The 26,321-nt window shown below is 56.6% G+C and carries 21 protein-coding genes and 3 riboswitches; of the genes, 9 read left to right on the top strand and 12 right to left on the bottom strand.

What is annotated here, in order from left to right:
* Window positions 1–3: 3 nt before the first annotated feature.
* Together sdaAB and AC27KL_RS20040 are read right to left on the bottom strand one after the other, a co-directional pair.
* Complete coding sequence (gene sdaAB, locus AC27KL_RS20045) at window positions 4–678, bottom strand: L-serine ammonia-lyase, iron-sulfur-dependent subunit beta (protein ID WP_036714675.1); 675 nt, start codon at window positions 676–678, stop codon at window positions 4–6.
* 199 nt (window positions 679–877) lie between these two features.
* Window positions 878–989: riboswitch (glycine riboswitch) on the bottom strand.
* A 173-nt stretch (window positions 990–1,162) separates the two neighbouring features.
* A complete protein-coding gene (locus AC27KL_RS20040; RefSeq protein WP_487170775.1) occupies window positions 1,163–1,999 on the bottom strand; it encodes an ROK family protein in 837 nt (278 codons plus the stop codon).
* A 212-nt stretch (window positions 2,000–2,211) separates the two neighbouring features.
* Window positions 2,212–2,312: riboswitch (glycine riboswitch) on the top strand.
* A gap of 3 nt (window positions 2,313–2,315) precedes the next feature.
* Window positions 2,316–2,445: riboswitch (glycine riboswitch) on the top strand.
* A 92-nt stretch (window positions 2,446–2,537) separates the two neighbouring features.
* Here AC27KL_RS20040 and gcvT point away from each other — a divergent pair.
* The 3 genes from gcvT to gcvPB are packed head-to-tail and all read left to right on the top strand — an operon-like array spanning window position 2,538 to window position 6,459.
* Window positions 2,538–3,656 (top strand): glycine cleavage system aminomethyltransferase GcvT, encoded by a 1,119-nt coding sequence (gene gcvT / locus AC27KL_RS20035; protein WP_487170774.1) that lies wholly within the window; start codon window positions 2,538–2,540, stop codon window positions 3,654–3,656.
* Window positions 3,653–5,005, top strand: coding sequence for an aminomethyl-transferring glycine dehydrogenase subunit GcvPA (gcvPA, locus tag AC27KL_RS20030; RefSeq protein WP_487170773.1), 1,353 nt, complete (start codon window positions 3,653–3,655; stop codon window positions 5,003–5,005). Before gcvT ends, gcvPA begins: the two co-directional genes overlap by 4 nt.
* Window positions 5,002–6,459 carry an aminomethyl-transferring glycine dehydrogenase subunit GcvPB gene (gene gcvPB / locus AC27KL_RS20025; protein WP_487170772.1) on the top strand — a complete coding sequence of 486 codons (1,458 nt, stop codon included), beginning with the start codon at window positions 5,002–5,004 and terminating at the stop codon, window positions 6,457–6,459. The genes gcvPA and gcvPB overlap by 4 nt, the downstream gene beginning before the upstream one ends.
* Window positions 6,460–6,658: 199 nt before the next feature.
* On the opposite strand, the gene floT is transcribed toward gcvPB, so the two are convergent.
* The 4 genes from floT to AC27KL_RS20005 all read right to left on the bottom strand — a co-directional run bounded on the left by floT (window position 6,659) and on the right by AC27KL_RS20005 (window position 11,076).
* Window positions 6,659–8,194 carry a flotillin lipid rafts scaffold protein FloT gene (gene floT, locus AC27KL_RS20020; RefSeq protein ID WP_339323948.1) on the bottom strand — a complete coding sequence of 512 codons (1,536 nt, stop codon included), beginning with the start codon at window positions 8,192–8,194 and terminating at the stop codon, window positions 6,659–6,661.
* Entirely contained in the window at window positions 8,194–8,730 is a 537-nt protein-coding gene (locus AC27KL_RS20015; protein ID WP_212947389.1) for an NfeD family membrane protein, read from the bottom strand. The genes floT and AC27KL_RS20015 overlap by 1 nt, the downstream gene beginning before the upstream one ends.
* A gap of 292 nt (window positions 8,731–9,022) precedes the next feature.
* A complete protein-coding gene (locus tag AC27KL_RS20010) occupies window positions 9,023–10,399 on the bottom strand; it encodes a sensor histidine kinase (RefSeq protein ID WP_487170816.1) in 1,377 nt (458 codons plus the stop codon).
* A complete protein-coding gene (locus AC27KL_RS20005) occupies window positions 10,399–11,076 on the bottom strand; it encodes a response regulator transcription factor (RefSeq protein WP_487170771.1) in 678 nt (225 codons plus the stop codon). The genes AC27KL_RS20010 and AC27KL_RS20005 overlap by 1 nt, the downstream gene beginning before the upstream one ends.
* A gap of 315 nt (window positions 11,077–11,391) precedes the next feature.
* Between AC27KL_RS20005 and AC27KL_RS20000 the strand changes: the two genes are divergently transcribed.
* The 5 genes from AC27KL_RS20000 to AC27KL_RS19980 all read left to right on the top strand — a co-directional run bounded on the left by AC27KL_RS20000 (window position 11,392) and on the right by AC27KL_RS19980 (window position 17,873).
* Window positions 11,392–12,141 (top strand): VTC domain-containing protein, encoded by a 750-nt coding sequence (locus AC27KL_RS20000; RefSeq protein WP_487170770.1) that lies wholly within the window; start codon window positions 11,392–11,394, stop codon window positions 12,139–12,141.
* On the top strand, window positions 12,138–12,818 hold the full coding sequence (locus AC27KL_RS19995) for a DUF4956 domain-containing protein (RefSeq protein ID WP_339323944.1): 681 nt from the start codon (window positions 12,138–12,140) through the stop codon (window positions 12,816–12,818). Before AC27KL_RS20000 ends, AC27KL_RS19995 begins: the two co-directional genes overlap by 4 nt.
* A gap of 19 nt (window positions 12,819–12,837) precedes the next feature.
* Window positions 12,838–15,213, top strand: a complete 2,376-nt coding sequence (locus tag AC27KL_RS19990) for a carbohydrate-binding domain-containing protein (protein WP_487170769.1) — start codon at window positions 12,838–12,840, stop codon at window positions 15,211–15,213.
* A gap of 439 nt (window positions 15,214–15,652) precedes the next feature.
* Window positions 15,653–16,228, top strand: a complete 576-nt coding sequence (locus tag AC27KL_RS19985) for a TetR/AcrR family transcriptional regulator (RefSeq protein ID WP_487170768.1) — start codon at window positions 15,653–15,655, stop codon at window positions 16,226–16,228.
* Between the two features lie 85 nt (window positions 16,229–16,313).
* A complete protein-coding gene (locus tag AC27KL_RS19980; protein WP_487170767.1) occupies window positions 16,314–17,873 on the top strand; it encodes a serine hydrolase domain-containing protein in 1,560 nt (519 codons plus the stop codon).
* A gap of 237 nt (window positions 17,874–18,110) precedes the next feature.
* On the opposite strand, the gene AC27KL_RS19975 is transcribed toward AC27KL_RS19980, so the two are convergent.
* From AC27KL_RS19975 to AC27KL_RS19960, 4 genes are all read right to left on the bottom strand, one after another.
* Entirely contained in the window at window positions 18,111–19,274 is a 1,164-nt protein-coding gene (locus tag AC27KL_RS19975; protein WP_487170766.1) for an iron-containing alcohol dehydrogenase, read from the bottom strand.
* A 176-nt stretch (window positions 19,275–19,450) separates the two neighbouring features.
* Window positions 19,451–21,037, bottom strand: coding sequence for a UDP-glucose--hexose-1-phosphate uridylyltransferase (locus AC27KL_RS19970; RefSeq protein WP_487170815.1), 1,587 nt, complete (start codon window positions 21,035–21,037; stop codon window positions 19,451–19,453).
* An 18-nt stretch (window positions 21,038–21,055) separates the two neighbouring features.
* Window positions 21,056–22,045, bottom strand: a complete 990-nt coding sequence (gene galE, locus AC27KL_RS19965; protein ID WP_487170765.1) for a UDP-glucose 4-epimerase GalE — start codon at window positions 22,043–22,045, stop codon at window positions 21,056–21,058.
* Between the two features lies 1 nt (window position 22,046).
* A complete protein-coding gene (locus AC27KL_RS19960) occupies window positions 22,047–23,225 on the bottom strand; it encodes a galactokinase (RefSeq protein ID WP_339323940.1) in 1,179 nt (392 codons plus the stop codon).
* Between the two features lie 181 nt (window positions 23,226–23,406).
* On the opposite strand from AC27KL_RS19960, the gene AC27KL_RS19955 reads away from it, so the two are divergent.
* Window positions 23,407–24,288 (top strand): helix-turn-helix domain-containing protein, encoded by an 882-nt coding sequence (locus AC27KL_RS19955; protein WP_487170764.1) that lies wholly within the window; start codon window positions 23,407–23,409, stop codon window positions 24,286–24,288.
* Window positions 24,289–24,350: 62 nt separating this feature from the next.
* On the opposite strand, the gene mgrA is transcribed toward AC27KL_RS19955, so the two are convergent.
* A complete protein-coding gene (gene mgrA, locus AC27KL_RS19950) occupies window positions 24,351–25,355 on the bottom strand; it encodes an L-glyceraldehyde 3-phosphate reductase (RefSeq protein ID WP_487170763.1) in 1,005 nt (334 codons plus the stop codon).
* Window positions 25,356–25,441: 86 nt separating this feature from the next.
* Window positions 25,442–26,185, bottom strand: coding sequence for an NAD-dependent protein deacylase (locus tag AC27KL_RS19945; RefSeq protein ID WP_036711296.1), 744 nt, complete (start codon window positions 26,183–26,185; stop codon window positions 25,442–25,444).
* Between the last annotated feature and the right edge of the window lie 136 nt (window positions 26,186–26,321).

The following is a 26,321-nucleotide window of genomic DNA, read 5'->3' as shown; positions in this document are numbered from 1 at the left end:
CATTTAGCTCCTTTGGGTCAAATCGATCATCGTCACTTCCAAAATATGCGGAAGGCGGGCCATCTCCTCCAGAACGGAGGGGGCGGGCGCCGAATCCAGCTCGAACACTGTCATGGCCGCTTCGCTGCGCCCCTTGCGGTCCACGTCCATGTAACCAATGTTGACGCCTTCCCGGCTGAGCAGGCCCGTCAGGCCGGCAATCACGCCGCGGCTGTCGGTATGCGTCACCGCGATCGTCGGGTATTCGCCGGTCATCTGCACGTCGAATCCGTTCAAGGCATAAACGGCAATCGTTCCTCCCCCGATGGAAGCCGCGACCATCTCCGCCTTCCGTTCCCCGGCCCAAAGCTTGAGTTTGACGGAATTCGGGTGCGGACCGTTGCCTTTCCCCTGAACCCATTCGATGCTCATCCCGGCTTTTTCGGCTTCAATGTCCGCCTCCGGGATCCGTTCATCGTCCGTGTCGAAGTTCAGCAGGCCCGCGGTCAAGGCAAGGTCCGTTCCATGTCCCCAATACGTCTCCGCAAAAGAACCGTACAAAGTGGCTTCAACCTTCTCCGGCTGACATCCGAGCAGTTGGCGCGCCACCCTGCCGATGCGCACGGCGCCCGCGGTATGCGAACTGGAAGGACCCACCATGGACGGGCCGATGATGGAAAATACATGTTTGAATCTCACTAACTCCACGCTCCTGTTTTAGGTCATTCAAGTCAGGAAGTTTCACGGTGTTCAACATCGCACGAACAAGGGCAACAAAAAAGAGGACAGCAAAAAAGGTATGCAGCACCTTTTCTCTGTCCCTTGTACCTGAGAGTTTGGACGGAAACCTGCCGTTTCCGCGTTCCCCTTGGGTGGCTGACGCTCTCTCCAGAGCCGCGTCCGGCGACGGTTCCTTGTACCTGAGAGATTAGCCGCCGGTTTGTGCCCTCCCGCAGCTTGCTCCTTCGGTGCCGCCTTACGAAAAAGGCAGTCTCTCCCGTTCGCCATCATCCGCTTGTATATAAATGTCCATTCATGATTGAAACCATTTACAATCCTAATCACCTTAAGAATAAAGCAGAGCAAACGGCGCTGTCAATATAACAGGAACCTGATTTCCCCGAACAGCGACAACCCTCTTGTTTTCCGCGGTTTTCCCGTCGTTCTTCCGCCTTCCGGCCGCCTAAATCCGCATGCCGCTGCGCATGTATTCCATGGCGCCGAGGGCGACGATGCGTTTATTGTCTTTGGCCGGGGCGATCAGGCAAGCGCTGAACATGTCCGGAAGGGTATGTTTTTGCGCCGTTTCGAGCGCATGCTCCATATACCCGGGATAGGTGGCGGTGCTGCCGCCGACCACGATCACATCCGGATTAAACAGGTGGATCACGTTCGTCAACGCCATTCCGAAATATTCGCCCGCCCGGGCTATCAGCTGCATGGCGGCCGGTTCGTTTCGGTTGATCCGCTCCAGGAACTCATCAATGCCGCAGCCGGCCTGCTGCAAAATACCGATGCCCCCCGCGATGCTGTCCAGCCTCTGGGGACCTTCTGCCGTCTGGATGATGCAGTAGCCCAGTTCCCCGGCAAAACCGTGTGCCCCCGTAAACATCCGTCCCTTCGAATAGACGCCGAGCGCCGTGCCGGAACCGGCCATAATCACCGCTAGCGTGTCTTTGTCCTTATAATGGACCGTTTCCGCAATCGTAGCGGATTTGACGTCATTTATAAGCCGGACGGGAAACCTTCCCTGCCCGAAATCATCGGCGGTAATTCCGCTTAAGGAGCGGACGTCCGACAACTGAACGCGGTGATCCCCCTCCACGAGGCCCGGCACCGCCATGCCGACCCCTTCCGGCTCGAACGGAAGGCGCTCGATAAACGCGTCGAGCTCCTGCTTCAGCCGCTCCCGCGGGCAATCCAGCCCGGTCGACACTTTGTTTTCAAACGTTTTTCCTTCATGCTCCGCGTACATGTACATTTTCGTGCAGCCGATATCCACGCCGACGATTTTTTCCACGTGTTCATCCTCCCCGGATTACAGCTCGTAATGGGTCATGCCGATATCATTGTATCGCGGCGAACGCGGAAAAAGTATGTTAAAATTCAATGTTTTCCGATACTTTTGCCGTCGGGCGTCCGCCCTGCCAAGCTTCGGCCTTTCCCCCGGATAATGTTGTTGACATTCCGCAAGGCTTTGAGTATTAATGGTAGTAGACAATTCAATAGCGGATGAAGGTAATGGGAGAGATTACTGTTTACCGGTGACGCCGAAGGAGTAAGCCCGCGTGAAAACGGGTGAATCTCTCAGGCAAAAGGACCATTATCGGACGCATCTCTGGAGAGAATTCTTGAGCGAAAAGAATCACCCAAGGGGAAATTTGTTGACCGGCACGACAGCGGCGCGCAGCCTTGCACCCGCGATGAGCCGTCAAGCAAAGTAACTCTCAGGTACCAAGGACAGAGCAAGAGGATCCGTATGCCGATGATCGGCATGCTTGTTCTTTTGCCTGTCCTTTTTGTGCTTTCGAAAAATGGAAAGAGAAGGTGATGGAAACGTGTCCGAGCTTAAACGAACCCCGCTATACCCGCTGTATGCCGACATTCCGGGCGTGCGCTGCATTGATTTTGGCGGCTGGGAGCTTCCCGTCCAGTTCAGCGGCATCCATAAGGAGCATGAAGCCGTCCGCGAAGCCGCAGGTTTATTCGACGTGTCCCACATGGGCGAATTTTTCGTCAGCGGCCCGCAGGCTGAAAGCTACCTTCAGCGCATGACCGTCAATGATGTAACCGCTCTCGTCCCCGGGCAGGCGCAATACAGCGCCATGTGTTATCCGGACGGAGGCGTCGTCGACGATCTGCTGGTTTACAAGCTGGCCGAGGCATCCTATATGCTTGTCGTCAACGCTTCGAATATCCGCAAAGACTGGGAATGGCTGAGCCGGCATCTTGCGGACGGGGTCCAAATGACCGACAAATCCGATGATACGGCTCTGCTCGCGCTGCAGGGGCCCAAAGCGGAAGACATTCTCGCCCCCCTTGTCGATTGCGATTTGACGCAGCTCGGCGCGTTTCATTTTCTGCAAAACGTATCGCTGTTTGGCGCGTCCGTCCTCATCTCCCGCACCGGCTATACCGGCGAAGACGGATTCGAAATTTATCTGCCTGCCCAAGATGCGCCGGCCGTTTGGACCGGATTGCTTGAGCGCGGCGTTGCCTTCGGCCTGATCCCGGCCGGCCTCGGCGCCCGCGACACGCTCCGCTTCGAAGCCAAGCTGCCGCTTTACGGGCAGGAGCTGTCCCAGGACATCTCGCCGCTGGAAGGCGGCATCGGCTTTTTCGTGAAGCTGGGCAAAGGCGATTTCATCGGCAAAGACGCTCTGCAGCGGCAGAAGGAAAACGGCGTGCCGCGCAAATTGGTCGGCGTGGAAATGATCGACCGCGGCATCCCCCGCTCGCATTACGCGGTTTATGCTGGCGGCGAGCGCATCGGAGAAATTACGACCGGCACCCAATCCCCCACGCTGAAACGGAATTTGGGGCTGGCGCTCCTCGATAGCCGTTTTGCCGCCGTCGGCACGCAGGTCGAGGTCGATGTGCGGGGCAAACGCCTGAAAGCCGAAGTTGTTCCCGTTCCATTCTACAAACGAGCCCGAAAAGGAGCTGACTCCAAGTGAAGCACCGTTATCTGCCGATGACCGAGCAGGATCAGCAGGAAATGCTGAAAACCGTCGGAGCGAATTCGATTGAAGATCTTTTTAAGGATATTCCCGAAGAAATCCGTTTCAAAGGCGAGCTTCCGGTCTCCAAGCGGCTGGACGAGTACGCCCTCACGACCCATCTGTCCGCGCTTGCCGCCAAAAATGCGAACACCGACCAATACCCCAGCTTCCTTGGCGCCGGACTTTATGATCATCATATTCCTTCCGTCATCAACCATGTCGTATCCAGATCCGAATTTTATACGGCTTACACGCCGTACCAGCCTGAAATCAGCCAAGGCGAGCTGCAGGCGATCTTCGAGTTCCAGTCTTATATTTGCGAGCTGACGGGCATGGCGGTCGCCAACGCCAGCATGTACGACGGCGCGACGGCCCTCGCGGAAGCCGGCTCCCTGGCGAGCGCCGCCACCAAGCGGACCAAGCTTGTCGTCTCCGCGGCGGTTCACCCGGAATCGAGACAAGTGCTTCATACGTATGCGCGGGGACTCGGTCTGGACATCGTCGAGGTCGGCACGAACAACGGCGTGACGGACATGGCCGAGCTGGCCCAAGCCGTTTCGGACGATACCGCGGCCGTACTCGTGCAAAACCCGAACTTTTTCGGATCGGTCGAAGATCTTGCAGCCATCGGCCGCTTGATCCACAACCACAAAGGGCTTATGGTGGTCAGCGCCAACCCGCTGTCGCTCGGGCTGCTGGAAGCGCCGGGCAAACTCGGCGCCGACATCGTCGTCGGAGACGCCCAGCCGCTTGGCATCGCGGCTTCTTTCGGAGGTCCGACCTGCGGATTTTTCGCCGTGTCCCAAGAGCATATGCGCCGAATCCCGGGCCGCATCGTCGGCCAGACGGTCGACCGGAACGGGAAACGCGGCTTCGTCCTGACGCTTCAGGCCCGCGAACAGCATATCCGCCGGGAAAAGGCAACCTCCAACATCTGCTCGAACCAGGCGCTGCTTGCGCTTTGCGCATCCGTATACTTGTCCGTCATGGGCAAGCAGGGATTGATCGAGGTCGGCCGGCTGAACCTGCAAAAAAGCCATTATGCCGCGGGACAACTTGCGAAAGTGCCCGGCGTGACGCTGCCGCACGCCTCTCCTTTTTTCAACGAATTCGTGATCAAGCTGCCTGCCGGCACATCCGTCGCGGACGTCAACGCGAAACTGCTGAAGCAAGGCTTCCTGGGCGGGTACGATCTCGGCCGCGCTTATCCGGAGCTTGAAGGTCATATGCTGGTTGCCGTCACCGAACGCCGTACGAAAGAACAGATCGACCAATTCGTTTCATTGCTGGAGGGCTGTTTATGATACAGGAAAAAGCGTTGATATTTGAGCTGAGCCACCCCGGACGCATCGCCTATTCCCTTCCGGAGCTCGACGTGCCCGAGGCGGAGGCCGAATCCCTCATACCGGCCGCCATGCTGCGCAGCGAACCCGCGGCGCTGCCGGAGGTGTACGAGGTCGACGTCATCCGCCACTACACGGAGCTGTCGCGCCGCAATTTCGGCGTGGATAACGGGTTTTACCCGCTCGGCTCCTGCACGATGAAATACAATCCGAAGGTTAACGAAGACGTGGCGCGTTACCCGGGCTTCGCCAAAATCCATCCTTACCAGCCCGAAGAAAGCATCCAAGGCGCGCTCGAGCTGATGTACCAGCTGCAGCAGGACTTGGCGGGGCTTACCGGCATGGATGCCGTCACGCTGCAGCCTGCCGCAGGCGCGCACGGCGAATGGACCGGCCTGATGATGATCCGTGCGTATCATGAAAGCCGCGGGGAACATCGCGACAAGGTGATCGTGCCGGACTCGTCGCACGGCACCAACCCGGCCAGCGCCTCCGTGGCCGGACTCAAAACGATTACGATTCCGTCCACGGACAAGGGACTCGTCGACCTGGAGGCGCTGCGCGCGGCGGTCGGCAGCGACACCGCGGCGCTGATGCTGACCAACCCGAACACGCTCGGCCTGTTCGAGGAGCAGATCCAGGAAATTGCGGCGATCGTTCACGAAGCCGGCGGGCTTCTGTATTACGACGGCGCCAATTCCAACGCGATCATGGGCATTACGCGCCCCGGCGACATGGGCTTTGACGTGGTGCACCTGAATTTGCATAAAACGATGAGCACGCCGCATGGCGGCGGCGGTCCCGGCGCCGGTCCGGTCGGCGTCAAAAACCTGCTCGTGCCGTTCCTGCCCCTGCCGCTCGTCTCGAAAAAGGAAGACGGGTCGTATACGCTGGAAGGCGACAGCGAATCGTCGATCGGCCGCGTGAAAGCTTATTACGGCAACTTCGGCATTCTCGTCCGCGCCTATGCGTACATGCGCAGCTACGGGCCCGAAGGTCTGCGCCGCGTATCCGAATGCGCCGTGCTGAACGCCAATTACATGATGAAACGCCTCGAACCCTATTACGACATTCCGTATCCGGGCGTCTGCAAGCATGAATTCGTCATGTCCGGCACGCCGCTCAAGCAATACGGCGTCCGCACCCTGGACGTGGCGAAACGGCTGCTCGATTTCGGGTATCATCCGCCGACCATCTACTTCCCGCTGAACGTGGACGAATGCATGATGATCGAACCGACGGAAACCGAAAGCAAAGACACGCTCGACGCCTTTATCGACACGATGATCCAAATCGCCAAGGAAGCCGAAGAGCAGCCGGAACTGCTGCTTAACGCCCCTTACGGCACGCCGGTCACCCGTTTGGACGAAACGACGGCCGCGCGCAAGCCGGTGCTGAACTGCACCTGCAGTTAAACACCCCTTAGACGCGGGGAAAACAAATCAAAAAGGCGGCCCAAGCCTATTCGCTTGGACCGCCTTTTTCATGGATATATGACTGGCCATGCGCCAGATCCGAAACATGCCTTCGGCAAATGGGTCATTGAAGGCCTGCCGATACCTCCTAATCCCTCGTTTGCTCAGTCAACCGCCAAGAGGCAACAGCAGCGAGAAACTACTCCTCCTTGGCCGCGCCCGCCTCCAGGTTCACCAGCTCGCGTTCCTGCTGCGCATGCTGGGCCGCCACCGGAGCGGGTTTCGATTTGCCCGTCAGGTTTTTAATCAGTCCCTCCACGTCGATGCCGGACACGCTTTTCAGCATTTCCGGCGCGGTGGACATCAGCTCGGTCACGTAGTTGCTTACGCGGGCCGCGCCTTCGCCTTTGCCCGTATCCACCACGGTAAGCTTGTCGATCGAAGAGATCGGCTGCGCGATTTTGCCGGCCAGCTCAGGCAGCATTTTGACGATGATGTCGAGCACCGCCGCTTCGCCGAACTTCTGGAACGCTTCCGCCAGCTTTTCCTTCGCTTCGGCTTCGGCCAAACCGCGCAGGCGGATGACTTCCGCTTCTGCGGTACCTTTGGCCCGCTCCGCATCGGCGATCGCCTGGCCTTCCAGCCGTTTTTGCTCCGCGGAAGCTTTGGCCTGCGTTTCAATGGAATACTGCAAAGCGTCCGCTTCGCGCATTTTGCGAGCTTTGTCCGCTTCGGCCGCCTGCTCGACGGCGTAACGGTCGGCATCCGCTTTTTTCTTCACTTCGGCGTCGTATTGCTTTTGCCGGACCATGATTTCTTTTTCCTGCAGGTCGATTTCGCGTTCCTTGCGGACCAGCTCGACCTTCATCTGTTCTTCGACCATCGTCTGCTTGGCGCGGGCTTCCTGGATGTGGTATGCCTGGTCGGCTTCCGCCTTGGCCGTGTCCTGCTCCTTCTTAAAGGAGGCAACCTTCAGCTCTTTTTCCTTGGTCGCTTCGGCAATGTTGGTATCGCGCAGCAGCTCGGCCTTTTGCCCCTGTTCTTCCGCGTTCGCCTTCTGAATTCGCGCATCCCGCATCGCTTCGGCTTCCGCGATTTCAGCGTCCCGCTTCACTGCCGCAATCCGCGGCTTGCCCAGCGCGTCGAGGTAACCCTGCTTGTCGCGGACATCCTTGATCGTGAAGGAAACGATCTGCAGCCCCATCTTCTTCAAATCGCGGGCCGCCACGCCTTGGACCTCCTGGGCGAATTTGTCGCGGTTCCGGTATACTTCCTCCACGGTCATGGAGCCCAAAATCGCCCGCAGATGGCCTTCCAGCACCTCTTGGGCTTCGCCCTTCAGCGCGTCGATCGGCTTGCCGATAAATTGCTCGGCCGCGGTCGCGACGTCTTCGATCGAACTGCCGACCTTGATGATCGCAACGCCGTCGGCGATGACAGGCACCCCTTGCTCGGTGTAAACCTCGGGCGTTGATACGTCCAGCTTGTGGGAAAGCAGCGAAATAAATTCCGACTGCTGGAATACGGGCAAAATAAACGCGCCGCCCCCGCGGACGATTTTGATCTTGCGTCCCGATTCGTCTTCCGCGATGTTTTTGCTTCCCAAAAAGGAACCCGTCACGATCATGGCTTCGTCCGGCCCAACCGTCTTGTAGCGGGCCCAGAAAGCCAGCCCCAGCACGATAATAACCCCGACGACAATGATGGGAATGAGCATGTAATCCGGCAAATCCATTAAACAACATCTCCTTTTCTCTCGTCTAATTTGGCGACGCGCAGTACCCCGTCAAGCACGTCAACGACGACCACCCTGGTGCCTGCGGCCAACAGGCAGCGATCGAAACTCGAAGCGATATGGAGCGTGTTCCCGGCGCCAAGCTTGATCATGACCTCGCCGAAGCCCGATTCGGGAATCGGTATGGTGACCTCGCCGATGCGCCCGGACAACTCGCGGATGGAATAAGCGGTGGAGTTTTCGCTGTTGTCCATCGGCCTGACGTAAAACCAATAGACCAGCGCCGAAATGATCACCGCTGCAGCAATCGACAGCAAAACGACCGCCAAACCTCCCCATCCCGTATAGCGCTCAAGCAAAACGCCGGCACCTCCAAACACCGTCACAGCGCTTGCGATGACCATCGGTTTCAGGAAATCGACCGACAAAAAGTCGAGCAGCCCGTCAAGGGCATGGCTGACCAGATCCCCCAAAACGACGCTGACCACCGCAAACAGAATTCCGCCTGCAAGACAGCTCCAGAAAAGCGTTTCCATGGTCGCATCCTCCCATGCCGGGATTTTGCAAAATTCGTCAATCCGTCCGCTTCCGGATCGCAATTGTGGAAACATACCCCTTCGATCCACCTATTGCCGCTTGGAAATTCGCTTTCACATTGGATTTTTGCAAAATCCCCCAGATATGTTCAAACTGCCTATATAAGGATATACGTAATAAGACTCGAATTGTTTCAAATATTTCCTCGCTGATAAAATCTTGGCGAAACGAAACGGTTGTCGGCGGGAACCCTTTGGAATCCCTTTTGTTTCGTTGGTCTATTCTCCCCTCCTACCCCAACTGCACATAAAAACTCGTCTGTTCGTTAGGGACGCTTTTGACGAATATTTTCCCTTTATGGCCCTCCACGATCGATTTGGCGATCGCCAGGCCAAGGCCGTACCCGCCGTGCTTCCGCGAGCGGGAGGCATCGGCGCGGTAAAAGCGGTCGAAAATATGTTTTATATGTTCCGGGGCGATGCCTTCGCCCGTGTTGGTCACCTTCAGCAGCGGGCGGTGATGCTGCTTTTTCAGTTCCAGATGGATGGCCCCCCTCGGATTGGCGTATTTGACGGCGTTGTCGAGCAAAATCATCACGACCTGCTTCACCTGCTCGCTGCTCCCCGTCATGCTCAAACGGGGTTCGATTTCATACGTGAGCGCGAGCTCTTTTTCGTATATGACCGCTTCCATGGTCAAAATGACGCTTTCGACCGCTTCGCTAAGATCAAACGGGACGAAGATCAGATGTCCGCGGGCGTCGTCCATTCGGGCGAGGTACAGCAGATCGTTGGTGAGCGCCTTCATGCGCTCGGTTTCCGATTTGATATGGTGCAGCCATTTGGATTGGGACTTGATGGAGTCTTCGCTGTTCGCCAGCAGCACCTCGGCGTTGGTGTTGATGACAGCCAGCGGCGTTTTAAGCTCATGGGAGGCGTCGGCAATAAACTGCTGCTGCTTCTCAAACGCTTTGCGGACGGGTTCGATCGAACGATTGGCAAAATAGCGGCTCGTCAAATAGATCACGGCCAGCATCACCAAGGCCACCGCCAAAAAGGTATAGATCAGATTGGTGGTGATTTTGAGCTGCGCCGTCACGTCCAAATACACGACGGAATATCCGCTTGGCGTCGGCTGTACGCTATAAGCCCAGCGCGTCCCGTCCATATTGAAGCGGCCGCTCCGGACCGGATTTTGGACGGCTTGGTTTTTGGCCGCGTCATAGAAGTCTTGGCTCATTTCGAAGCGGGAATTGGTCTTGATTAGATTCCATTCCCGATCCGTTTTCAGCTCGAAGGAAACCGAAAGTTCGGGAGGCGGCACTTGGCCTTTCTCCATGGGGCGGGAAGAGCCTTCTGCAGATGGCCCAGCAACGGCGGCGCCGCTCCCTTGCGGCGGCGAGGATGGATCCGGGCTGCCATCGCCTTTCGCCTCGGCTTCCAAGCTCCCTTCCTGCGCTGACGGCAGCGCCGAAGCTTTTGCCGGATCTTTTTTGCCCGGTCCTCCCCCCTTATGATAAAACTCCGATACGCGCTGCAGCTCCATGCCGATATCGCGGCGGACGTTTTGGTACGTGATCATGTAAATTGCCGTAAAAGCGACCAGCATGATGAATGTAATGATAGCCATGTTCATCAGCAGAAACCGGTTGCGCAGCTTTTTGAACATCACGAAACCGCCTCCAGTACGTAACCGACGCCCCGGATCGTGGTGATCCGCACCGACGCACCCAGAAAAGCCAGCTTTTTCCGCAAAAACGAAATGTACACTTCGACGTTGTTATGTTCGGCATCGGAATCAAAGCCCCATAATTTTTCGATGATTTGCTCTTTGGAGGTGACCGCCTGTTTTCTCAGCATCAGCAGCTCCAGCAGCTCGCTTTCCTTCAAAATCAGCTTCAGTTCCTTGCCCCTGCAGCTCAGCTTCAGCATGGACGTATTCAGCTCGATGTCCCCGAATTTCAGGCCGTCCTCAGGCACGACCTCTCCTTTTCGCCGCAGAACCGCGCGGATTCGGGCCAAAAGCTCGCCGGTGGAAAACGGCTTGGCGACGTAATCGTCGGCTCCGCAGTCGAGCCCCGCGATCGTGTCGGAAATTTCCCCTTTAGCCGTGAGCATGATGACCGGCGTGGCGATGCCTTCGGCCCGGATCGTCCGCAGCAGCGTGATTCCGTCCATCTCCGGCAGCATGATATCCAGCAGCAGCAAATCGTAAATCCCGCTGAGGGCGTTATCCAATCCCGTCTGGCCGTCGTGAACGGCGTCCACGGAATAATGGTTTTTTTTCAAAATTTGCGTCAGCGCCTCCGCCAAAAGCACCTCGTCTTCAACGATTAATATGCGCATAGTCGTAATCTCCTTCATTCTCTCTGATGAATCGTCTATCCCTACGATAAGGAACGAACCTTTAACCAACCTTAATAAGCCGCAAAATGCTCCGGCCCAAGAACCTTCGTTCCGCTGCGGATGGCGGTTCGCTAAACGTCTTCTTCCTCCGGGTCTTTCCCGATCCCCCGCCGTTAGTGGCAAACGTTATATTTTCGCTGTGTAAACGGAATGTTATCGCCGTGTTTAAGTTTCGTTAAAGGTTGTGCCGTTAAGCTACAGACATGGAAGGGCGATGCCCCGCGAGGCGTTACTGACGAAAGGAGCGAAATGACGATGGCGATTGAAGTTTTTAACCGGTACGAAAACAAGTACCTGATGGACACCAAAGCTTTTTACGACATTTACAACGACCTGATGGCTTATATGGAACCGGATGAAAACAACAAGGACAACAAGTTTTACACCATCAGCAACCTGTATTACGACACCGAACATCACACGCTCATCCGTACCAGTTTGGCCAAGCCCAAATACAGGGAAAAGCTGCGGATCCGGTCGTACGGCGTGCCGGGCAGCGATGCCAAGGTCTATTTGGAGCTGAAGAAAAAAGTGTTCGGCCTGGTGAACAAAAGAAGGACCGCCCTCAAGCTGAGCGAAGCCTACGAATTCGTCCGTACGGGCACCCCGCCCGCCTTCCGGAAAGGCATGAACAAGCAGGTCATCGGCGAAATCGAATATTTTTTGAGCAGGTACGAGCTGCAGCCGATGGTCTATCTGGCGTACGACCGCATCGCCTTGTTCTGCAAGGGCAACCGGGATCTGCGGATCACCTTCGATACCCACATCCGCTCGCGCCGCCATGACCTTCGATTGGAAGCCGGCGATTACGGCGACCCGCTGCTGGAACGGGGCCAATGGCTGATGGAAGTCAAAGCCGAAAAAACGGTGCCGGTGTGGCTGTCCAAAATGCTGTCCGAGCACCGATTGTACCGCACCAGCTTTTCCAAATACGGGAATGAGTACAAAAAATCGATTCGAAATGCAAATGCGCAAGTCGTGGAAAGGGAGAGAGTTGTTTTATGATCGATTCCATTTTGAACGCGTCCGCCGCGGACACCGCTCTATCGTTACCCCGCGCGCTTTTGACCTTGGCCGTCGCCATTGTCCTGGGCGCCATCATCAGCTTTACGTACATGAAAACCCAGCCTGCTTTTTCGCAAAGCTTCACGCTGACGATGGTCATCCTGCCGGCGATCGTGGCGATCATCATCATGCTGATCGGCAGCAACATCGCCCGGGCGTTCAGCCTGGCGGGGGCCTTCTCCATCATTCGGTTCCGAAGCGCGCCGGGGGATGCCAAGGACATATCCTACGTGTTGTTTTCGATGGCGGCCGGGCTGTCCGCCGGGGTTGGGGCATTCGGTTACGCCGTTTTGTTTACTATCATTCTTTGCTTGCTGATGTATGGGCTGGGCAAAGCCAAGTTCGGCACAAGAAAGGATCATCCGAAAACGCTCAAAATCACCATCCCGGAAAATCTCGGTTACGAAGAAGCGTTTGAAGAGGTATTCCGCAGGCACCACGTCGAGTATGAGCTGAGAAAAGTCAAAACGGCCGAGCTCGGAAGTTTGTATGAGGTGGTATATTCGATAAAAATGGGGCCGCAGACGAACCAGAAGGAATTTTTGGACGCCATCCGGACCCGAAACGGCAACTTGGACATTACGCTGACGATGAACCCTGCAATGCAGGAATATTAAATTGAAAAGAGGTCGAAACATGAAACCATCCTATAAAACGAAATTTGCGGCAGTTCTGATCCTGTCCGCCATGCTGGCTTCCGGCTGTACGACCAGTGCCGCGGGCACGAAGGCGGCGACGGACGGCACATCAACAGACACGGCAGCGGCGGAAGCAGCCGTGGATGCAAGCAAGGCCAATGCCCAGCTGGCGAGCCTGAAAATAAAAGACCTTGTCCAATATGACGGCGACGATACGACCGTGGACTGGGAGGAGAGCAAGGCCACGAAGGTGACGCTGAACGGCGCCAGCGCGGCCGTTGACGGAACGGGCGCAAAGGCGAGCGGCGGCAAGATTACGATCTCCTCGGCCGGAACTTACGTAGTAAGCGGTAAGTTGACCGGAGGCAGCATCGCGGTTGACGCAGGCGAAGACGATGTCGTGCGCCTGGTGCTGAACGGAGCGCATATCGCGAGCCCGGACGGTCCGGCGATCCAGGTCAAAAAGGCCGGGAAAACGGTAGTGACGCTGGCCAAAGGAACGGAAAACACCTTGTCCGACGGAACCAAGTATGCGGATTCGTCGGAAGATGCCCCGACGGCGGCGCTGTTCAGCCAGGACGATCTGACGATCAACGGCACGGGGCAGCTGACCGTGCAGGGAAATTATAAAGACGGCATCACGAGCAAGGACGATCTCAAAATCGTCGGCGGCACGCTGAGCGTCAACGCCGCCGACGACGGAATCATCGGCCGCGACCTGGCTGCGGTCAAGGGCGGAAGCATTTACGTCAATGCCGGCGGCGACGGCTTCAAGACAACCTATGACGGCGACAAGGACAAGGGTTACCTGCTCATCGAGGACGGAACCTTCCGCATCGAAGCCGGCAGCGACGGATTTCAGGCTGCCGCTTCGCTCCTGATCGACGGAGGCACCTACGACGTGGTAACCGGAGGAGGCAGTGCGAACGCCGAGCCGCACGAGGAAGAAATGCCGATGGGACGCCCGGACTTCGGTGGACGGACGGAGCCCGGAGCCCAAGGCGAAAAGGCTGAGGCTCAAAGCAAGGACAGCGGAGATGCGGCAGCAGGCGCTACGAATAGCGGAAAGCCGTCTGCCTCGAGCAGCGGTTCCGCGTCCCAAGCGAATGAAAATGCCGCCAACAAGGACGGCAGTGCCTCAGCCGGAACGGAAGCAGCCCAGACGGCGGATGAGGAGAGCGAATCCGCCAGCATGAAAGGGCTCAAGGCCGAGGCAGGCATTGCGGTGTCGGGCGGAACGTTCAACATCGATTCGGCCGACGATACGGTGCACAGCAACGGCAGCATCTTGATTTCGGGCGGCGATTTGGATCTTGCCACCGGCGATGACGGTATCCATGCCGACGTATCGATCGTCGTTTCCGGCGGAAAAGTGAACATCAAGGAAAGCTACGAAGGCATCGAAGCCGCGGACATCACCCTCTCCGGCGGCGAAGTGCGCGTCGTGGCCAGCGATGACGGCGTCAACGCTTCCGACGGAAGCGGCAGTTCGGAAGGACCGGGCGGCATGTTTGGCGGCCAGCGGCCGGAAGGCATGCCGAGCCAGCCGCCGGCCGGCGATTCGGCGCAGAGCGGCGATCAGGCTCCGGACGGCACTTCTTCCTCGCAGAGCGGAAGCCAGGACACGGATAGCGCCGCAGGCACGCCGCCGCAGCCGCCGGCAGGCCAAGGCATGCCCGGCGGACCTGGCGGCAGCGCCGGCACCGCAAAACTGGCGATCAGCGGCGCTTACCTGACCGTGGACGCGGGCGGCGACGGCCTCGACGCCAACGGCTCCATCACGATGACCGGCGGCACGGTGCTGGTGAACGGCCCGGCATCTAACGGCAACGGCGCCCTCGACTATGACGGCAGGTTCGAGCAGTCCGGCGGCCTGCTGGTTGCCGCGGGAAGCGCCGGGATGGCCCAGGCTCCGTCGGAATCCTCGTCGCAGCGTTCGGTGCTCATGACGTTCCCGGGCACGGTGAAGGCCGGCACGCTGGTGACTTTGACCGACGGCAAAGGAACGCCGGTGCTGAGCTTTGCTCCGGCGAAAGACATTCAGTCCATCGTGATTTCCACGCCGGACCTGAAGTCCGGCGACACGTACGCCTTCTATACGGGCGGCCAATCCAGCGCTACGGCGAAGGACGGCCTTTACGCCCAGGGCAAGCTGACCGGCGGAACGAAAATCGTCAGCTTCAAGCTCGGCGAAGCGGTCACGTACGTCAACGAATCGGGCGTGACCACCGGAGGCGGCGGTTTCGGCGGCGGCCGCGGCCAAGGCCGCCCGGGCGGATTCCGGGGCCAAGAGAATTCGGCTGGTAACGGCGCGCCGGCGCCAAGCGACTCCGGCAGCATCCAAGACGAGAAGCCGGATTCTTCCGCGATTTGACGGTTAAAGCTCAGACAACATTTCCAAAAGCCCCTTGCCGGTGTCCTTCAGCCGGCAAGGGGCTTTTAATGGCCTGTATGTTCGCATCAGGTGCCGAAGAAAAAATCCCTACGCCGTTTCCACGCTGGCGTTGTCGCTGTGGAACCGCGAAATCGCCCCCTTGGCAGCCGTCGAAGGCTTGACGATCCGCAGCGCCAACCCCGGGGGGGGGGGGATAATACTGAACTGTGCAGGGCATTTACGAAAACGAATATGCCGGACGGACACAATGATCACAGGACGGGAATACACTTGTACTGAGAAGCTGAATTCAGATCTGTAACCACCCCCCCTTGTGGCAATATGGCCATATACCCAGTGGATATGTTTGACAGTCCGGGAAACAGTATGTTTTAATGTGAATGAATTTAAAAATATTCATTCTAAAGGTTGAGGGCTCATGGATATCAAATCGGACATTTTCAAACACGGAAAAGCGCTGTTCAGCACGAAGGGATTCAAAAAAACGAATATTAAAGAAATCGCCCAATCCGCCGGCATTGCCGTTGGAACGTTTTATAACTATTATCCGTCCAAAGAGCAGCTGTTCCTGGACATCTACATCCAGGAGAATGAGAGCCTCAAAAAACAGCTTATGGAATCGATCGATGTGGATCAGGAGCCGCTGAACGTCATTAACCAGCTGATCATGCGGAATATTGAGGCAGTTCATACGAACCCTATTTTGCAGGAATGGTACAGCAAGGACTTTTATAAAGAACTTGAACAATACTATAGAGCTGAAGGCAGTAAAAATATCGATTCCTTCCGTGCTTTTTACATGGAATTATTTAAAACCTGGAAGGCCCAGGGGAAGATCAGGGAGGATATCGACGAGGAGCTTTTGCCCGGTTTCCTGGATTCGCTGGTCTACATCGATATGCATAAAGAAGAAATCGGAATTCAATATTTCCCGAAAATCACGCAGTATTTGGCGGAATTTATTATGCAAGGACTAACAAAAGATCACCAATGATTGATGTTGGTCTTTTTTTTGCTCGAAATGAATGAATTAAAAAATATTCATTCACTAAAGAACATGATGAAAAGAGGACTGGGATATGATGAAAATGAGATTGAGAACGAGATTGGCAGCTCTAATTTTATGCGGTCTGTCCATCTTCCCCCTGTTCGCCTCAGCGCGTGATGGGGAAAGCACGAAAGTACAGCAACCAGGGGACGCCGTCTTTTCCGAAGTGGATACGTACATTGCCCGTGAAATGAAGCGGCAGCATCTTCCCGGATTGGCTCTTGGGATTGTGCAGGGGGATCGGATCCTTTACGTCAAAGGATATGGGCAGGCCGATTCATCCGGCCGCCCTGTAACGCCTGATACACCTTTCGGAATCGGCTCGATCGGCAAATCGCTGACGGCCATGGCCGTTCTGCAGCTTGCCGAATCGGGCAAAATCGACCTGGATGCGCCTATACAGCGCTATATCCCTACCAAATATAACGGTGTATCGTTCATTACCGTACGTCAGCTGCTTAATCAAACAAGCGGGTTCTCCCAAATCTCCACTTTCAGCAACACGCTGTCCAGCATTAACGACTCCAACCAAGACGCTCTGGAAAAAAACGCTATGTCTTATGCGGAAAAGTTTTTGAAGGAAGCCAAGCAAACCGAACAGCACTACAGATATTCGAACGCAAATTATGTGCTGCTCGGCTATATTGTGCAGCAGGTGTCCGGCCAGTCGTATGGCGACTACGTAAAGGAACATATTTTCAGCCCGCTGTCGATGGATCACAGCTACGCTACGCTCGATGAAGCAACTGCGCACGGACTCGCTGCACCTCACCGGCGGATATTCGGATACAATGCTGCCTACGACGGCCCTTATGTTTATATTCCAGGGGATGCGCCGGCGGGCTACCTCTATGCAAGCGCGGAGGACATGAGCCATTATTTGATCGCCCAAATCAACGGCGGCCGATTTGAAAATAAGTCCGTGCTCTCTCCGGAGGGAATTCGGCTTATGCAGACCGAGCCTGCTCCAGGAACGTACGCCATGGGTTGGATGACAACGCGTATTAACGGTTTGCCGGTGATCGGTCAGCCGGGCGGCTCGATCGGTTTCCAAGCCCAGGCTTATATCGTGCCGGAACAACAATTGGGCGTGATCGTGTTCGCTAACGTGCTTGACGCGATCGATTCCACATTATTCAAATCGCACGTCATCACGACGACCCACATCGCTGCCGGGGTCATCAGCATCCTGAATGAGCAGCCGACAGGCGGATCTTCTCTAAGCATTACGCAGAAATACCTGCTTGTTAACGGAATCATGATCCTACTCAGTGCGTGGTTATTATACACGGTCGCCCGAACCGCCAGGCGCTGCCTTGGACCATGGGGGCCTACCCCTTCCGCCTCGTCGGCAATATCTATCCAAGTGATAGCCAGCATTGTTCTGGAATTTGCGGGTCTGTCTATAATCCTGATCCTAAGCGTGACCCAAGTCGTGCCGGTATGGCATATTGCAGAAATTTATCAGCCGGACGTCATCCTTTGGCTGAAGATCGTTACCATCCTTCTGGCACTGAAGGGAATGATGAAGACGATTCGGTTGGTCCGGCTTCATTATCGGGTGCGGCGAAACCGCCACATAAACCATTGAGCGGTATATCCCCCGTCTGATTGCGTGATCCGAATGATTCCCTCGCTACGCATTCAATCGTCCGGTATAATCTCGTCAGAGGTGATGCAACTTACTCAATCCCCTCTGCCCCGGAAAAGCGGCGGAACGGCAAAAGGGGCTCTCCCGGGTCGGATCGACCTTGAGGAAAGCCCCTTAACTATGTTTGCGGAGGCAGGAAGGTTCCTGCTCACCGATCGCTGAATGACCGCTTACACCTTACAGCGACAGCTTGTAAATTTCAACGACATCTTCTTTATTGAGCGTTCTGAACTTGCCGAATGGCCCGAAACGGACCGTTTTTTCGGCCATGACCTCGATTTGGCTGTCGTCGATGCCGTAGTCCGCGAGCCGGCTCGGCGCACCGATGGAGCTCCAGAAATCGCGCAGCGCCTGAATGCCTTCCAGCCCGACCTCTTCATCGCTTTTGCCCGCCGGATCGATATGGAAGACGTTGACGGCAAGCTGTTTGAACCGGCTTGGATTGGCATGAAGGTTGTATTTCATCCAGTTCGGGAACAAAATCGCCAGCCCGCCGCCATGCGGAATGTCGTAAACGGCCGAGACGGCGTGTTCGATGTTGTGGGTCGCCCAGTCGCCGGCATACCCCATGTTCAAAATGCCGTTCAGCGCCATCGTGCCGCAGTACATGATCGTAGCGCGGTCCTCGTAATTTTGCAGGTCGTTGATCAGGCGCGGAGCCGTGTCGATGACCGTGCGCAAAATCGTTTCGCAGAAGCCGTCCTGTACCGGCGTGTTCGTTTCCGTATGGAAATAATGCTCCAGCACGTGCGACATCATATCGACCATGCCGTAGACCGTTTGGTCTTTTGGCAGCGTAAAGGTGTTCACAGGATCCAAAATCGAAAACGCGGGATACGCGTGCGGGCTGCCCCAGCCCATTTTCTCTTGGGTTTTCTCGTTCGTAATGACGGAGCCGCCGTTCATTTCCGAACCGGTCGCCGCAATCGTCAATACGGTGCCGAGCGGAAGCGCATCCTGCGGAACCGCCTTGCGCTCGACGAAATCCCACATGTCCCCGTCGTATTTGGCGCCGACCGCAATCGCCTTCGCGCAGTCGATGACGCTGCCGCCGCCGACGGCCAAAATCAGGTCGATGCCATGCTCGCGGCACAAATCCACGCCTTTATGAACCGTCGCCAAACGCGGGTTCGGCTCCACGCCGCTCAGCTCGGTCACCTCGGCGCCGATTTCCTTCAGCAAAGCATGCACGTCGTCGTACAAGCCGCTGCGTTTAATGCTGCCTCCGCCGTATACAAGCAGGACGTTTTTGCCGTATTTCGGAACTTCTCTTTTTAATGTATCAAGCTTTCCTTTGCCAAAGATCAGCTTGGTCGGATTATGGAATTCAAATGCATTCACAGCAAATTCGCCTCCCGGGTCAAAATGATTGTGCTTGTTTATTATACCTCTCTCTTCCGAAAAAAAACAAACCGCCCGGCCCCGAATACGAGGATTTAGGCGGTTTGACCCGTTTTGTTGTATGAATCGGTTCAGAAATTTCGGCACGGATTCAGCATGCCCCAAACAGCCCGGAATTATTGAACCGCCGTGCAACCCAGATGGGACACGAACCGGAAAAACGCTTCCTTCCCGGCTTCGGTTCTTTTGTACACTCCGGCATGGCCCAATATTTCGACGAAAATGTCCCCGACCTCGGACTGCACCAGCTTCCAGGCTTCTTCCTTGCTGCGGCCGATGCCGTATTTCGCCGCCATTTGCTCGATCCATGGCATATGCAAACGTAAAGGATGGTCTTCCTGCTCCTTCACGGCCTTGAAAAGCGCTTCGTCCCCGGCAAGGATGTCGGCCGTCAAATCGAGTTCTTCCTTCAGTCGTCCCGGCAAAATCGCAAGCCCCATCACTTCGATCAAACCGATGTTTTCTTTTTTGATGTGGTGCATTTCCTCGTGCGGGTGGAATATCCCGGCCGGGAATTGTTCGCTGGTCCGGTTGTTGCGCAGCACGAGGTCCATCTCGTATTCCCCGCCCGGCGTCCGGCGCACGATCGGAGTCACCGTGTTATGCGGCACCTGCTTCCCGCCTTCTTCGCTGAAAGCCAAAATATCCGCCGCCGGATCGCTGTACCGTTTCCACGATTCATACACCATGTCGGCCAGCTCCAGCAGCACGCCGCGGTCTTTTCCGGTCAGGCGCAGCACGGACATCGGCCATTTGACGATGCTGACCGTGATGCCGTCATAATCGGGATGCGCAAAAACCGCTTCCTTCGGCGCATTTTGGATCGGGAAGGTATGGCGTCCCCCTTGGAAATGGTCATGCGTCAGGATCGAACCGCCGACGATCGGCAGATCGGCATTGGAGCCGATAAAATAATGCGGATATTCGTCCACAAAAGCGAGCAACCGGCGGAACGTGTCCTTCGTCAGCTTCATCGGCACATGGTCGCGATGGAACACGATGCAGTGCTCGTTATAGTATACATACGGAGAATATTGGAAAAACCAGGGCTCGCCGTTTAGTTCAAGCGGAATGACGCGCAGGTTTTGGCGGGCCGGGTGATTGACCCTGCCGGCATAACCGACGTTTTCGCGGCACAGCTGGCATTTCGGATACACCGGAGGCGGCAGCAGCTTCGCCATGGCGATTTCCTTCGGGCTTTTCTCCGGTTTGGACAAGTTGATCGTGATCTCGATGTCGCCGTACTCTGATTCATGCCGCCAATAAACGTTTTTGTTCACGCGGTCCATGCGGATATAATTGGCATTCACCGACAGTTCGTAGAACCGGCTAGTCGCCGCTTCGATCCCTTCCATTTCCTTCAGCTTCAAAAATTCCCGGGTAACTTCGGAAGGCCGCGGCATGAGGCAGCCCATAATTTTGGCATCAAGCAAATCCCGGTACGTGTCCGTATCCTCCGGAATAAGCCCGATGCGGACGCCGTAGCCGATCAGGACGTCCAGCGCCGGCTGCGGGCCTTGAATCGGCTCCGGCTTGTCGTCCCCGAGGTACGGCTCGCTGAATCCGAACAGCTCCAGCAGCAGATTGCGGCCGTAATCTTCGTCGAGCGGCTCAAGGAGCCGGCGTTCGAGCGCAAAGCGGACAAGCTGTTCGATCGCTACGAGCGCCTGTTGTTGTTCCGTTGTTCCGTTTGCTTCGTTCATGTTCACCGCCGTGCCTCCTTATTCCTCGCCATAGCCGTTCGGACGGCTTTGGTGCCAGTTCCAGGCGCTTTGAATGATCTCCTCCAGCTTTTCCCGTTTCGGGTTCCAGCCCAGCACTTCCCTTGCCTTTTGCGAGGATGCGACCAGAACGGCCGGGTCCCCGGCGCGGCGAGGCTGCATGACGACCGGAATGTCGAGGCCCGTCACCTTTTTCGCCGTTTCGATCACTTCCTTCACCGAAAAACCTGTGCCGATGCCCAGGTTGAACACGTTGCTGCTTTCCCCTTTGCGAAGGTAATCGACCGCGAGCAGATGGGCGTCGGCCAAATCGCTCACATGAATGTAGTCGCGGATGCAGGTGCCGTCCTCCGTCGGGTAATCGTCCCCGAACACGGCGATGCTTTCGCGCTGCTTCAGCGCCGTTTGCAGCACGAGCGGAACCAGGTGGCTTTCCGGACGGTGGTCTTCGCCGATTTTGCCGCTGTCATGCGCGCCTGCCGCGTTAAAATAACGCAAAGCGACGTATTTGATGCCAAGCACCTGGTCGAACCACGACATCATCCGTTCCATCATCAGCTTCGTTTCGCCGTACACGTTGGTCGGCTGCGTCCGGTCGCTTTCCTGAATCGGCACCCGTTCCGGCTCGCCGTAGGTCGCTGCGGTCGAAGAAAACACGATGCGGCGGACGTCTGCGGCATCCATCGCCTCCAGCAAGCACAACGTCCCGTACACGTTGTTATCGTAATATTTCACCGGTTTCTGCATGCTTTCCCCGACAAGCGAATTGGCCGCAAAATGGATGACCGCGTCGATGTCGTTTTCGGCGAAACATTTCGCAAGGAGCTCCTTGTCGCGCAAGTCGCCTTCATACAGCTTGCCGCCGAGCAGCGCCCCGCGGTGCCCCGTCTGCAAGTTGTCGAGCACGACCACTTCCTCGCCGCGTTCCAAAAGCGCCGCTACCGTATGGGAGCCGATATACCCCGCTCCGCCCGTTACAAGAATCGCCATCTTATTTGTCCTCCTTCAGTTCTTTTACGCCGTCGCCCGTACCGCAAACGTAAAACTCCGCCTTCAGGCCCGTACGTTGTTCATAGGCTTGGCCCACCTGCCGCACGAACGTTTCCACGTCATCCTCATGGACCAGGGATACCGTGCATCCGCCGAATCCGGCGCCGGTCATCCGCGCCCCGAGCGTTCCGGGAATGCGCCGCGCCTCTTCCACCATGACGTCCAGCTCTTCGCAGCTGACCTCGTATAAATCCCGGAGCGAATCATGCGACGCGTTCATCAGTTCGCCGAACCGCTGCAAATCGTTGTTTTTGAGCGCCTCCACCGAATCCAGCACCCGCTGGTTTTCCTCCACGACATGCTGCGCCCGACGTCTCACCGTCTCATCGGCGATGCCGTTTTTGAGCGTTTCGAACCGCTCCGGCGTAAGCCCCGCCAAATACTCGAGCCCCCCTGCTTGCTGCTTCAAAATGCCGAGTGCCGTCTCGCACTGCTGCCTGCGCTCGTTATATGCGGAATCCACCAGGCCTCTTCGTTTGTTGGTATTGCCGATGACGATTTTATATGCCCCGGTCCTAAACGGCACATGTTTGTATTCGAGCGTGTCGCACATCAGCAAAATGGCGTGGTCGCGTTTTCCGTTCGCCACGGCAAACTGGTCCATAATGCCGCAGTTGACGCCGACGTATCGGTTTTCCGCACGCTGCGACAGCAGCGAGATGCTTACCGTGTCCGGATCGCAGCCCTCCAGCGTTTGCAGCGCAAAAGCGGTTACCACTTCGATCGATGCCGACGAAGAGAGGCCGGCGCCGTTCGGAATTTCGCCGTGATACAGCAGGTCGTACCCCGTCGTAACCGGGCAGCCCTCCTGTTTATTTTCAACCATGACGCCAATCGCGTAGTCGACCCATTCCCCCGTTTTTTCCCGGCCGATTTCGCTCAGGCTCAGTTCTTTTTCATACGGAAAATTGGTCGTGGCCAGACGGATGTGATCGTCTTCCCGCCGGCGCGCAAGCAACGTGGTTCCGAATTCCAGCGCCGCAGGCATCACGTATCCTCCGTTATAATCGATATGCTCCCCGATCAGGTTCACCCGGCCCGGTGCCAAAAATACGCGGATGTCCTGCGCGGATTCCCCGTATTTTTCGATAAACTGCTTTTTAAGCGATTCGATGTTCATTTGTGATGCACCCATCCTTTCCTTATGGTGACGTTCTGGTTTAAGTATAAAAAAACAAAGGCATCCCTGTTAATGCAATTATGTTTGCTCGCTATGGATTTTTGTGACTTCGAAATCTATAATAACATGTGAAGCGGAAGAATCCCGCAAAAAATTGAACCGTCTAAAAGGAGGTCCGGCCATGCCCGTTCAGGAAAGCTACAGCGTCGCATCCAATCCGGTTTATCATGAACAAAGCCCGCTGCGCGTGCTGTTTGCCGGCGAAAGCCAAACCAAACCGCAGCATATGGTCGGGCCTAAAATATATGATTATTATTTGTTGCATTACGTCGAAAGCGGCCGCGGCCAGTTCCGGTCGGAGCAGCACACGTACGAGCTGGGGGCCGGCAGCTGCTTCCTGATCCACCCGGGGCGCCTTGTCAGCTACGCGTCCGACGCAAAGGATCCGTGGCGCTACCGCTGGACGGCGTTTTCCGGAAGCGCGGCGAAGGCGCTTGTCGAGTCGGCCGGGTTTGCCGGAGGGCAGTCGGTGCTCGCAACGGGCGGCGAAAGCTTTATCCCCGAGGCGATCCGCCGGATTTCGCAAGCGTTTTACGGCAAGAAGGAAAGCGCGGATATGGCGGCGCTGGGGCATCTGTATCTTATTTTTGCCGAAGCGAAGGACCTGCTTACGGACGAAACGGGCCTGACCGGTACCGAATCCCAGGTGCGGCGCACCGTCAAGCAAATGATCCATTATTTATCGGCCCAATACGCGCATCCCGTGTCCATCGAACAGATGAGCGAAAGCTTGGGATATAATCGCGCCTATCTCTCCCGGATTTTCAAAAAGGAAACCGGCATGTCCCCCGTCACCTATTTGCTTAAGCTGAGAATCGATAAATCGCGCCAACTCCTGCGGGAACGCCCCGAGCTCTCGATCGAGCAAATCGCCGCTTCCGTCGGATTGACGGACGCCCTTTATTTTTCCAGGCAATTCAAACGGCTTTGCGGCTATTCCCCGAGCCACTACCGCGACCGGATCGCCGCTTCGCCGGGCGCCGGCCCGGAAAGCCGCCGTTAAGACCGGAATCCATCATGCAAAAACCCGCTGTTCCTCTAAAGGAAGCAGCGGGTTGCTTACATTCATGACTCGTTTTCCGTTTTCAGTATCGCCTCGATCCGGTCCAGCTCCTCTTGGCTGAAGTCCAGGTTTTTCAGCGCCGCCACGTTGTCTTCGATTTGGCTGACGCGGCTTGCGCCGATCAGCGCCGACGTCACCTTCCCGCCGCGAAGCACCCAGGCGAGCGCCAGCTGTGCCAGGCTTTGTCCGCGGGCAGCCGCAAGCTGGTTCAAGGCGCGGATTTTGCGCAGCGCCTCCGGCGTGATGTCCTGCGCGTTCAGGAACACGGACGAGCTGGCCGCCCGTGAATCCTCCGGAACGCCGTTCAAATATTTGTTCGTGAGCAAGCCCTGCTGAAGCGGGGTAAAAGCGATGCTGCCGACGCCGTTGTCCGCCAAAACATCCTGCAGGCCGTTTTCGATCCAGCGGTTCAGCATGGAATAGCTGGGCTGATGGATCAGCAGCGGGGTGCCCAAAGACTTCAGGATCGAAATCGCCTCCGCAGTTTGTTCAGCGGAATAATTGGAAATGCCGACGTACAAAGCCTTGCCGGAACGCACCGCATGGTCCAGCGCCATCATCGTTTCCTCCAGCGGCGTATCCGGGTCGAAGCGGTGGGAGTAGAAGATGTCCACGTAATCCACGCCAAGCCGCTTCAAGCTCTGATCCAGGCTCGACAGCATGTATTTGCGCGAGCCCCATTCCCCGTAAGGACCGGGCCACATATGGTATCCGGCCTTCGTGGACACGATCAGCTCGTCCCGATGCCCGTGCAAATCCTGCTTTAATATTTTGCCGAACGTTTCTTCCGCGGAGCCTGGAGGCGGCCCGTAATTGTTCGCCAGGTCGAAATGGGTGATGCCAAGGTCAAACGCGCGCGTAACCATACTCCGGGCATTTTCGAACGTGTTCACCCCGCCGAAATTATGCCAGAGGCCAAGGGAGATGGCAGGAAGCTTGAGGCCCGAACGGCCGCAACGGTTATAGATCATCTCGTCATAACGTGCTTCGTTTGGTGTGTAAGCCATAGCAATCCGCCTTTCTGTTATTAAGGTACATTACCGCTTGCTTTCAAAAGCATAGCTCTTTTGCATCGCGTCCGGCAAAAAAACGCTTAAATGCCCAACAACCGGCCCACCTGATCCATGACTTCGCCGATTTTATCGTTGATGATCAAATCCGCCCTTTTGTCGTACGGGGTCGGGTCCATGTTCAGCAAGACCGAGCGGGTCCCTTTAAAATAAGAAACGAGTTCGGCGGCCGGATGCACCGTCAGCGACGTTCCGCCGATCAGCAGCAAATCCGCATTCGCGATCGCGTCCATGGCGCTGATCAGCACTTGCTGGTCCAGCGCCTCCTCGTACAAAACGACGTCCGGCTTCACGATCCCTTGGCAGTACGGGCAGCGGGGAACCAGATGCTTGCTCGCCATCACCTGCTCCAGCCCGAAAAAACGGCGGCAGCCCATGCAGTAATTGCGGTGAACGGAGCCGTGCAGCTCCAGAACTTCCTCGCTCCCGGCCTGCTGATGCAAGCCGTCGATGTTTTGCGTCACGATGGCCTTCAGCTTGCCCTGCGCCTCCAGCTTGGCCAACAATCTATGGCAGCCGTTCGGTTTGGCGTCGGGATGAAGCATTTTGCTGCGGTAAAAGTCGAAAAAGATTTCCGGCATTTTCATGAAAAAAGAACGGCTGAGCATCTGCTCCGGCGGGTACGGGGAATGCTGCTCCGTTTGGTACAATCCCGCGGCGGAGCGGAAATCGGGGATGCCGCTCTCTGTCGAGGTACCCGCTCCGCCGAAAAAAACGATGTTGTCGCTTTGCTCAATCCAAGAGGCCAATGTTTCGATCTTTTGCACCCTTTGTGCACCTCCACACTTGATCGGATCCGTCCTTACGGGGTCCTTAGACAACGGTAACCTTTTTGCCCGAAAATGACGCAAAAAAGCGGACGAAAGACATGATCAGCCTGCCTCCTCCAGGGAAGGCAGGCTG

The organism is Paenibacillus sp. YAE3 (assembly GCF_057546105.1).
Note: the sequence above shows the minus strand (reverse complement) of the source record. Positions and strands in the feature narration are given on the sequence as shown.

Excerpts from the sequence above, each read along its gene's own strand:
- gcvPB (WP_487170772.1), top strand. The coding sequence starts at position 5,002 with ATGATACAGGAAAAAGCGTTGATATTTGAGCTGAGCCACCCCGGACGC.
- floT (WP_339323948.1), bottom strand. The coding sequence starts at position 8,194 with ATGGATTTGCCGGATTACATGCTCATTCCCATCATTGTCGTCGGGGTT.
- AC27KL_RS20015 (WP_212947389.1), bottom strand. The coding sequence starts at position 8,730 with ATGGAAACGCTTTTCTGGAGCTGTCTTGCAGGCGGAATTCTGTTTGCG.
- AC27KL_RS20010 (WP_487170816.1), bottom strand. The coding sequence starts at position 10,399 with ATGTTCAAAAAGCTGCGCAACCGGTTTCTGCTGATGAACATGGCTATC.
- AC27KL_RS20005 (WP_487170771.1), bottom strand. The coding sequence starts at position 11,076 with ATGCGCATATTAATCGTTGAAGACGAGGTGCTTTTGGCGGAGGCGCTG.
- AC27KL_RS20000 (WP_487170770.1), top strand. The coding sequence starts at position 11,392 with ATGGCGATTGAAGTTTTTAACCGGTACGAAAACAAGTACCTGATGGAC.
- AC27KL_RS19995 (WP_339323944.1), top strand. The coding sequence starts at position 12,138 with ATGATCGATTCCATTTTGAACGCGTCCGCCGCGGACACCGCTCTATCG.
- AC27KL_RS19990 (WP_487170769.1), top strand. The coding sequence starts at position 12,838 with ATGAAACCATCCTATAAAACGAAATTTGCGGCAGTTCTGATCCTGTCC.
- AC27KL_RS19985 (WP_487170768.1), top strand. The coding sequence starts at position 15,653 with ATGGATATCAAATCGGACATTTTCAAACACGGAAAAGCGCTGTTCAGC.
- AC27KL_RS19980 (WP_487170767.1), top strand. The coding sequence starts at position 16,314 with ATGATGAAAATGAGATTGAGAACGAGATTGGCAGCTCTAATTTTATGC.
- AC27KL_RS19970 (WP_487170815.1), bottom strand. The coding sequence starts at position 21,037 with ATGAACGAAGCAAACGGAACAACGGAACAACAACAGGCGCTCGTAGCG.
- galE (WP_487170765.1), bottom strand. The coding sequence starts at position 22,045 with ATGGCGATTCTTGTAACGGGCGGAGCGGGGTATATCGGCTCCCATACG.
- AC27KL_RS19960 (WP_339323940.1), bottom strand. The coding sequence starts at position 23,225 with ATGAACATCGAATCGCTTAAAAAGCAGTTTATCGAAAAATACGGGGAA.
- AC27KL_RS19955 (WP_487170764.1), top strand. The coding sequence starts at position 23,407 with ATGCCCGTTCAGGAAAGCTACAGCGTCGCATCCAATCCGGTTTATCAT.
- mgrA (WP_487170763.1), bottom strand. The coding sequence starts at position 25,355 with ATGGCTTACACACCAAACGAAGCACGTTATGACGAGATGATCTATAAC.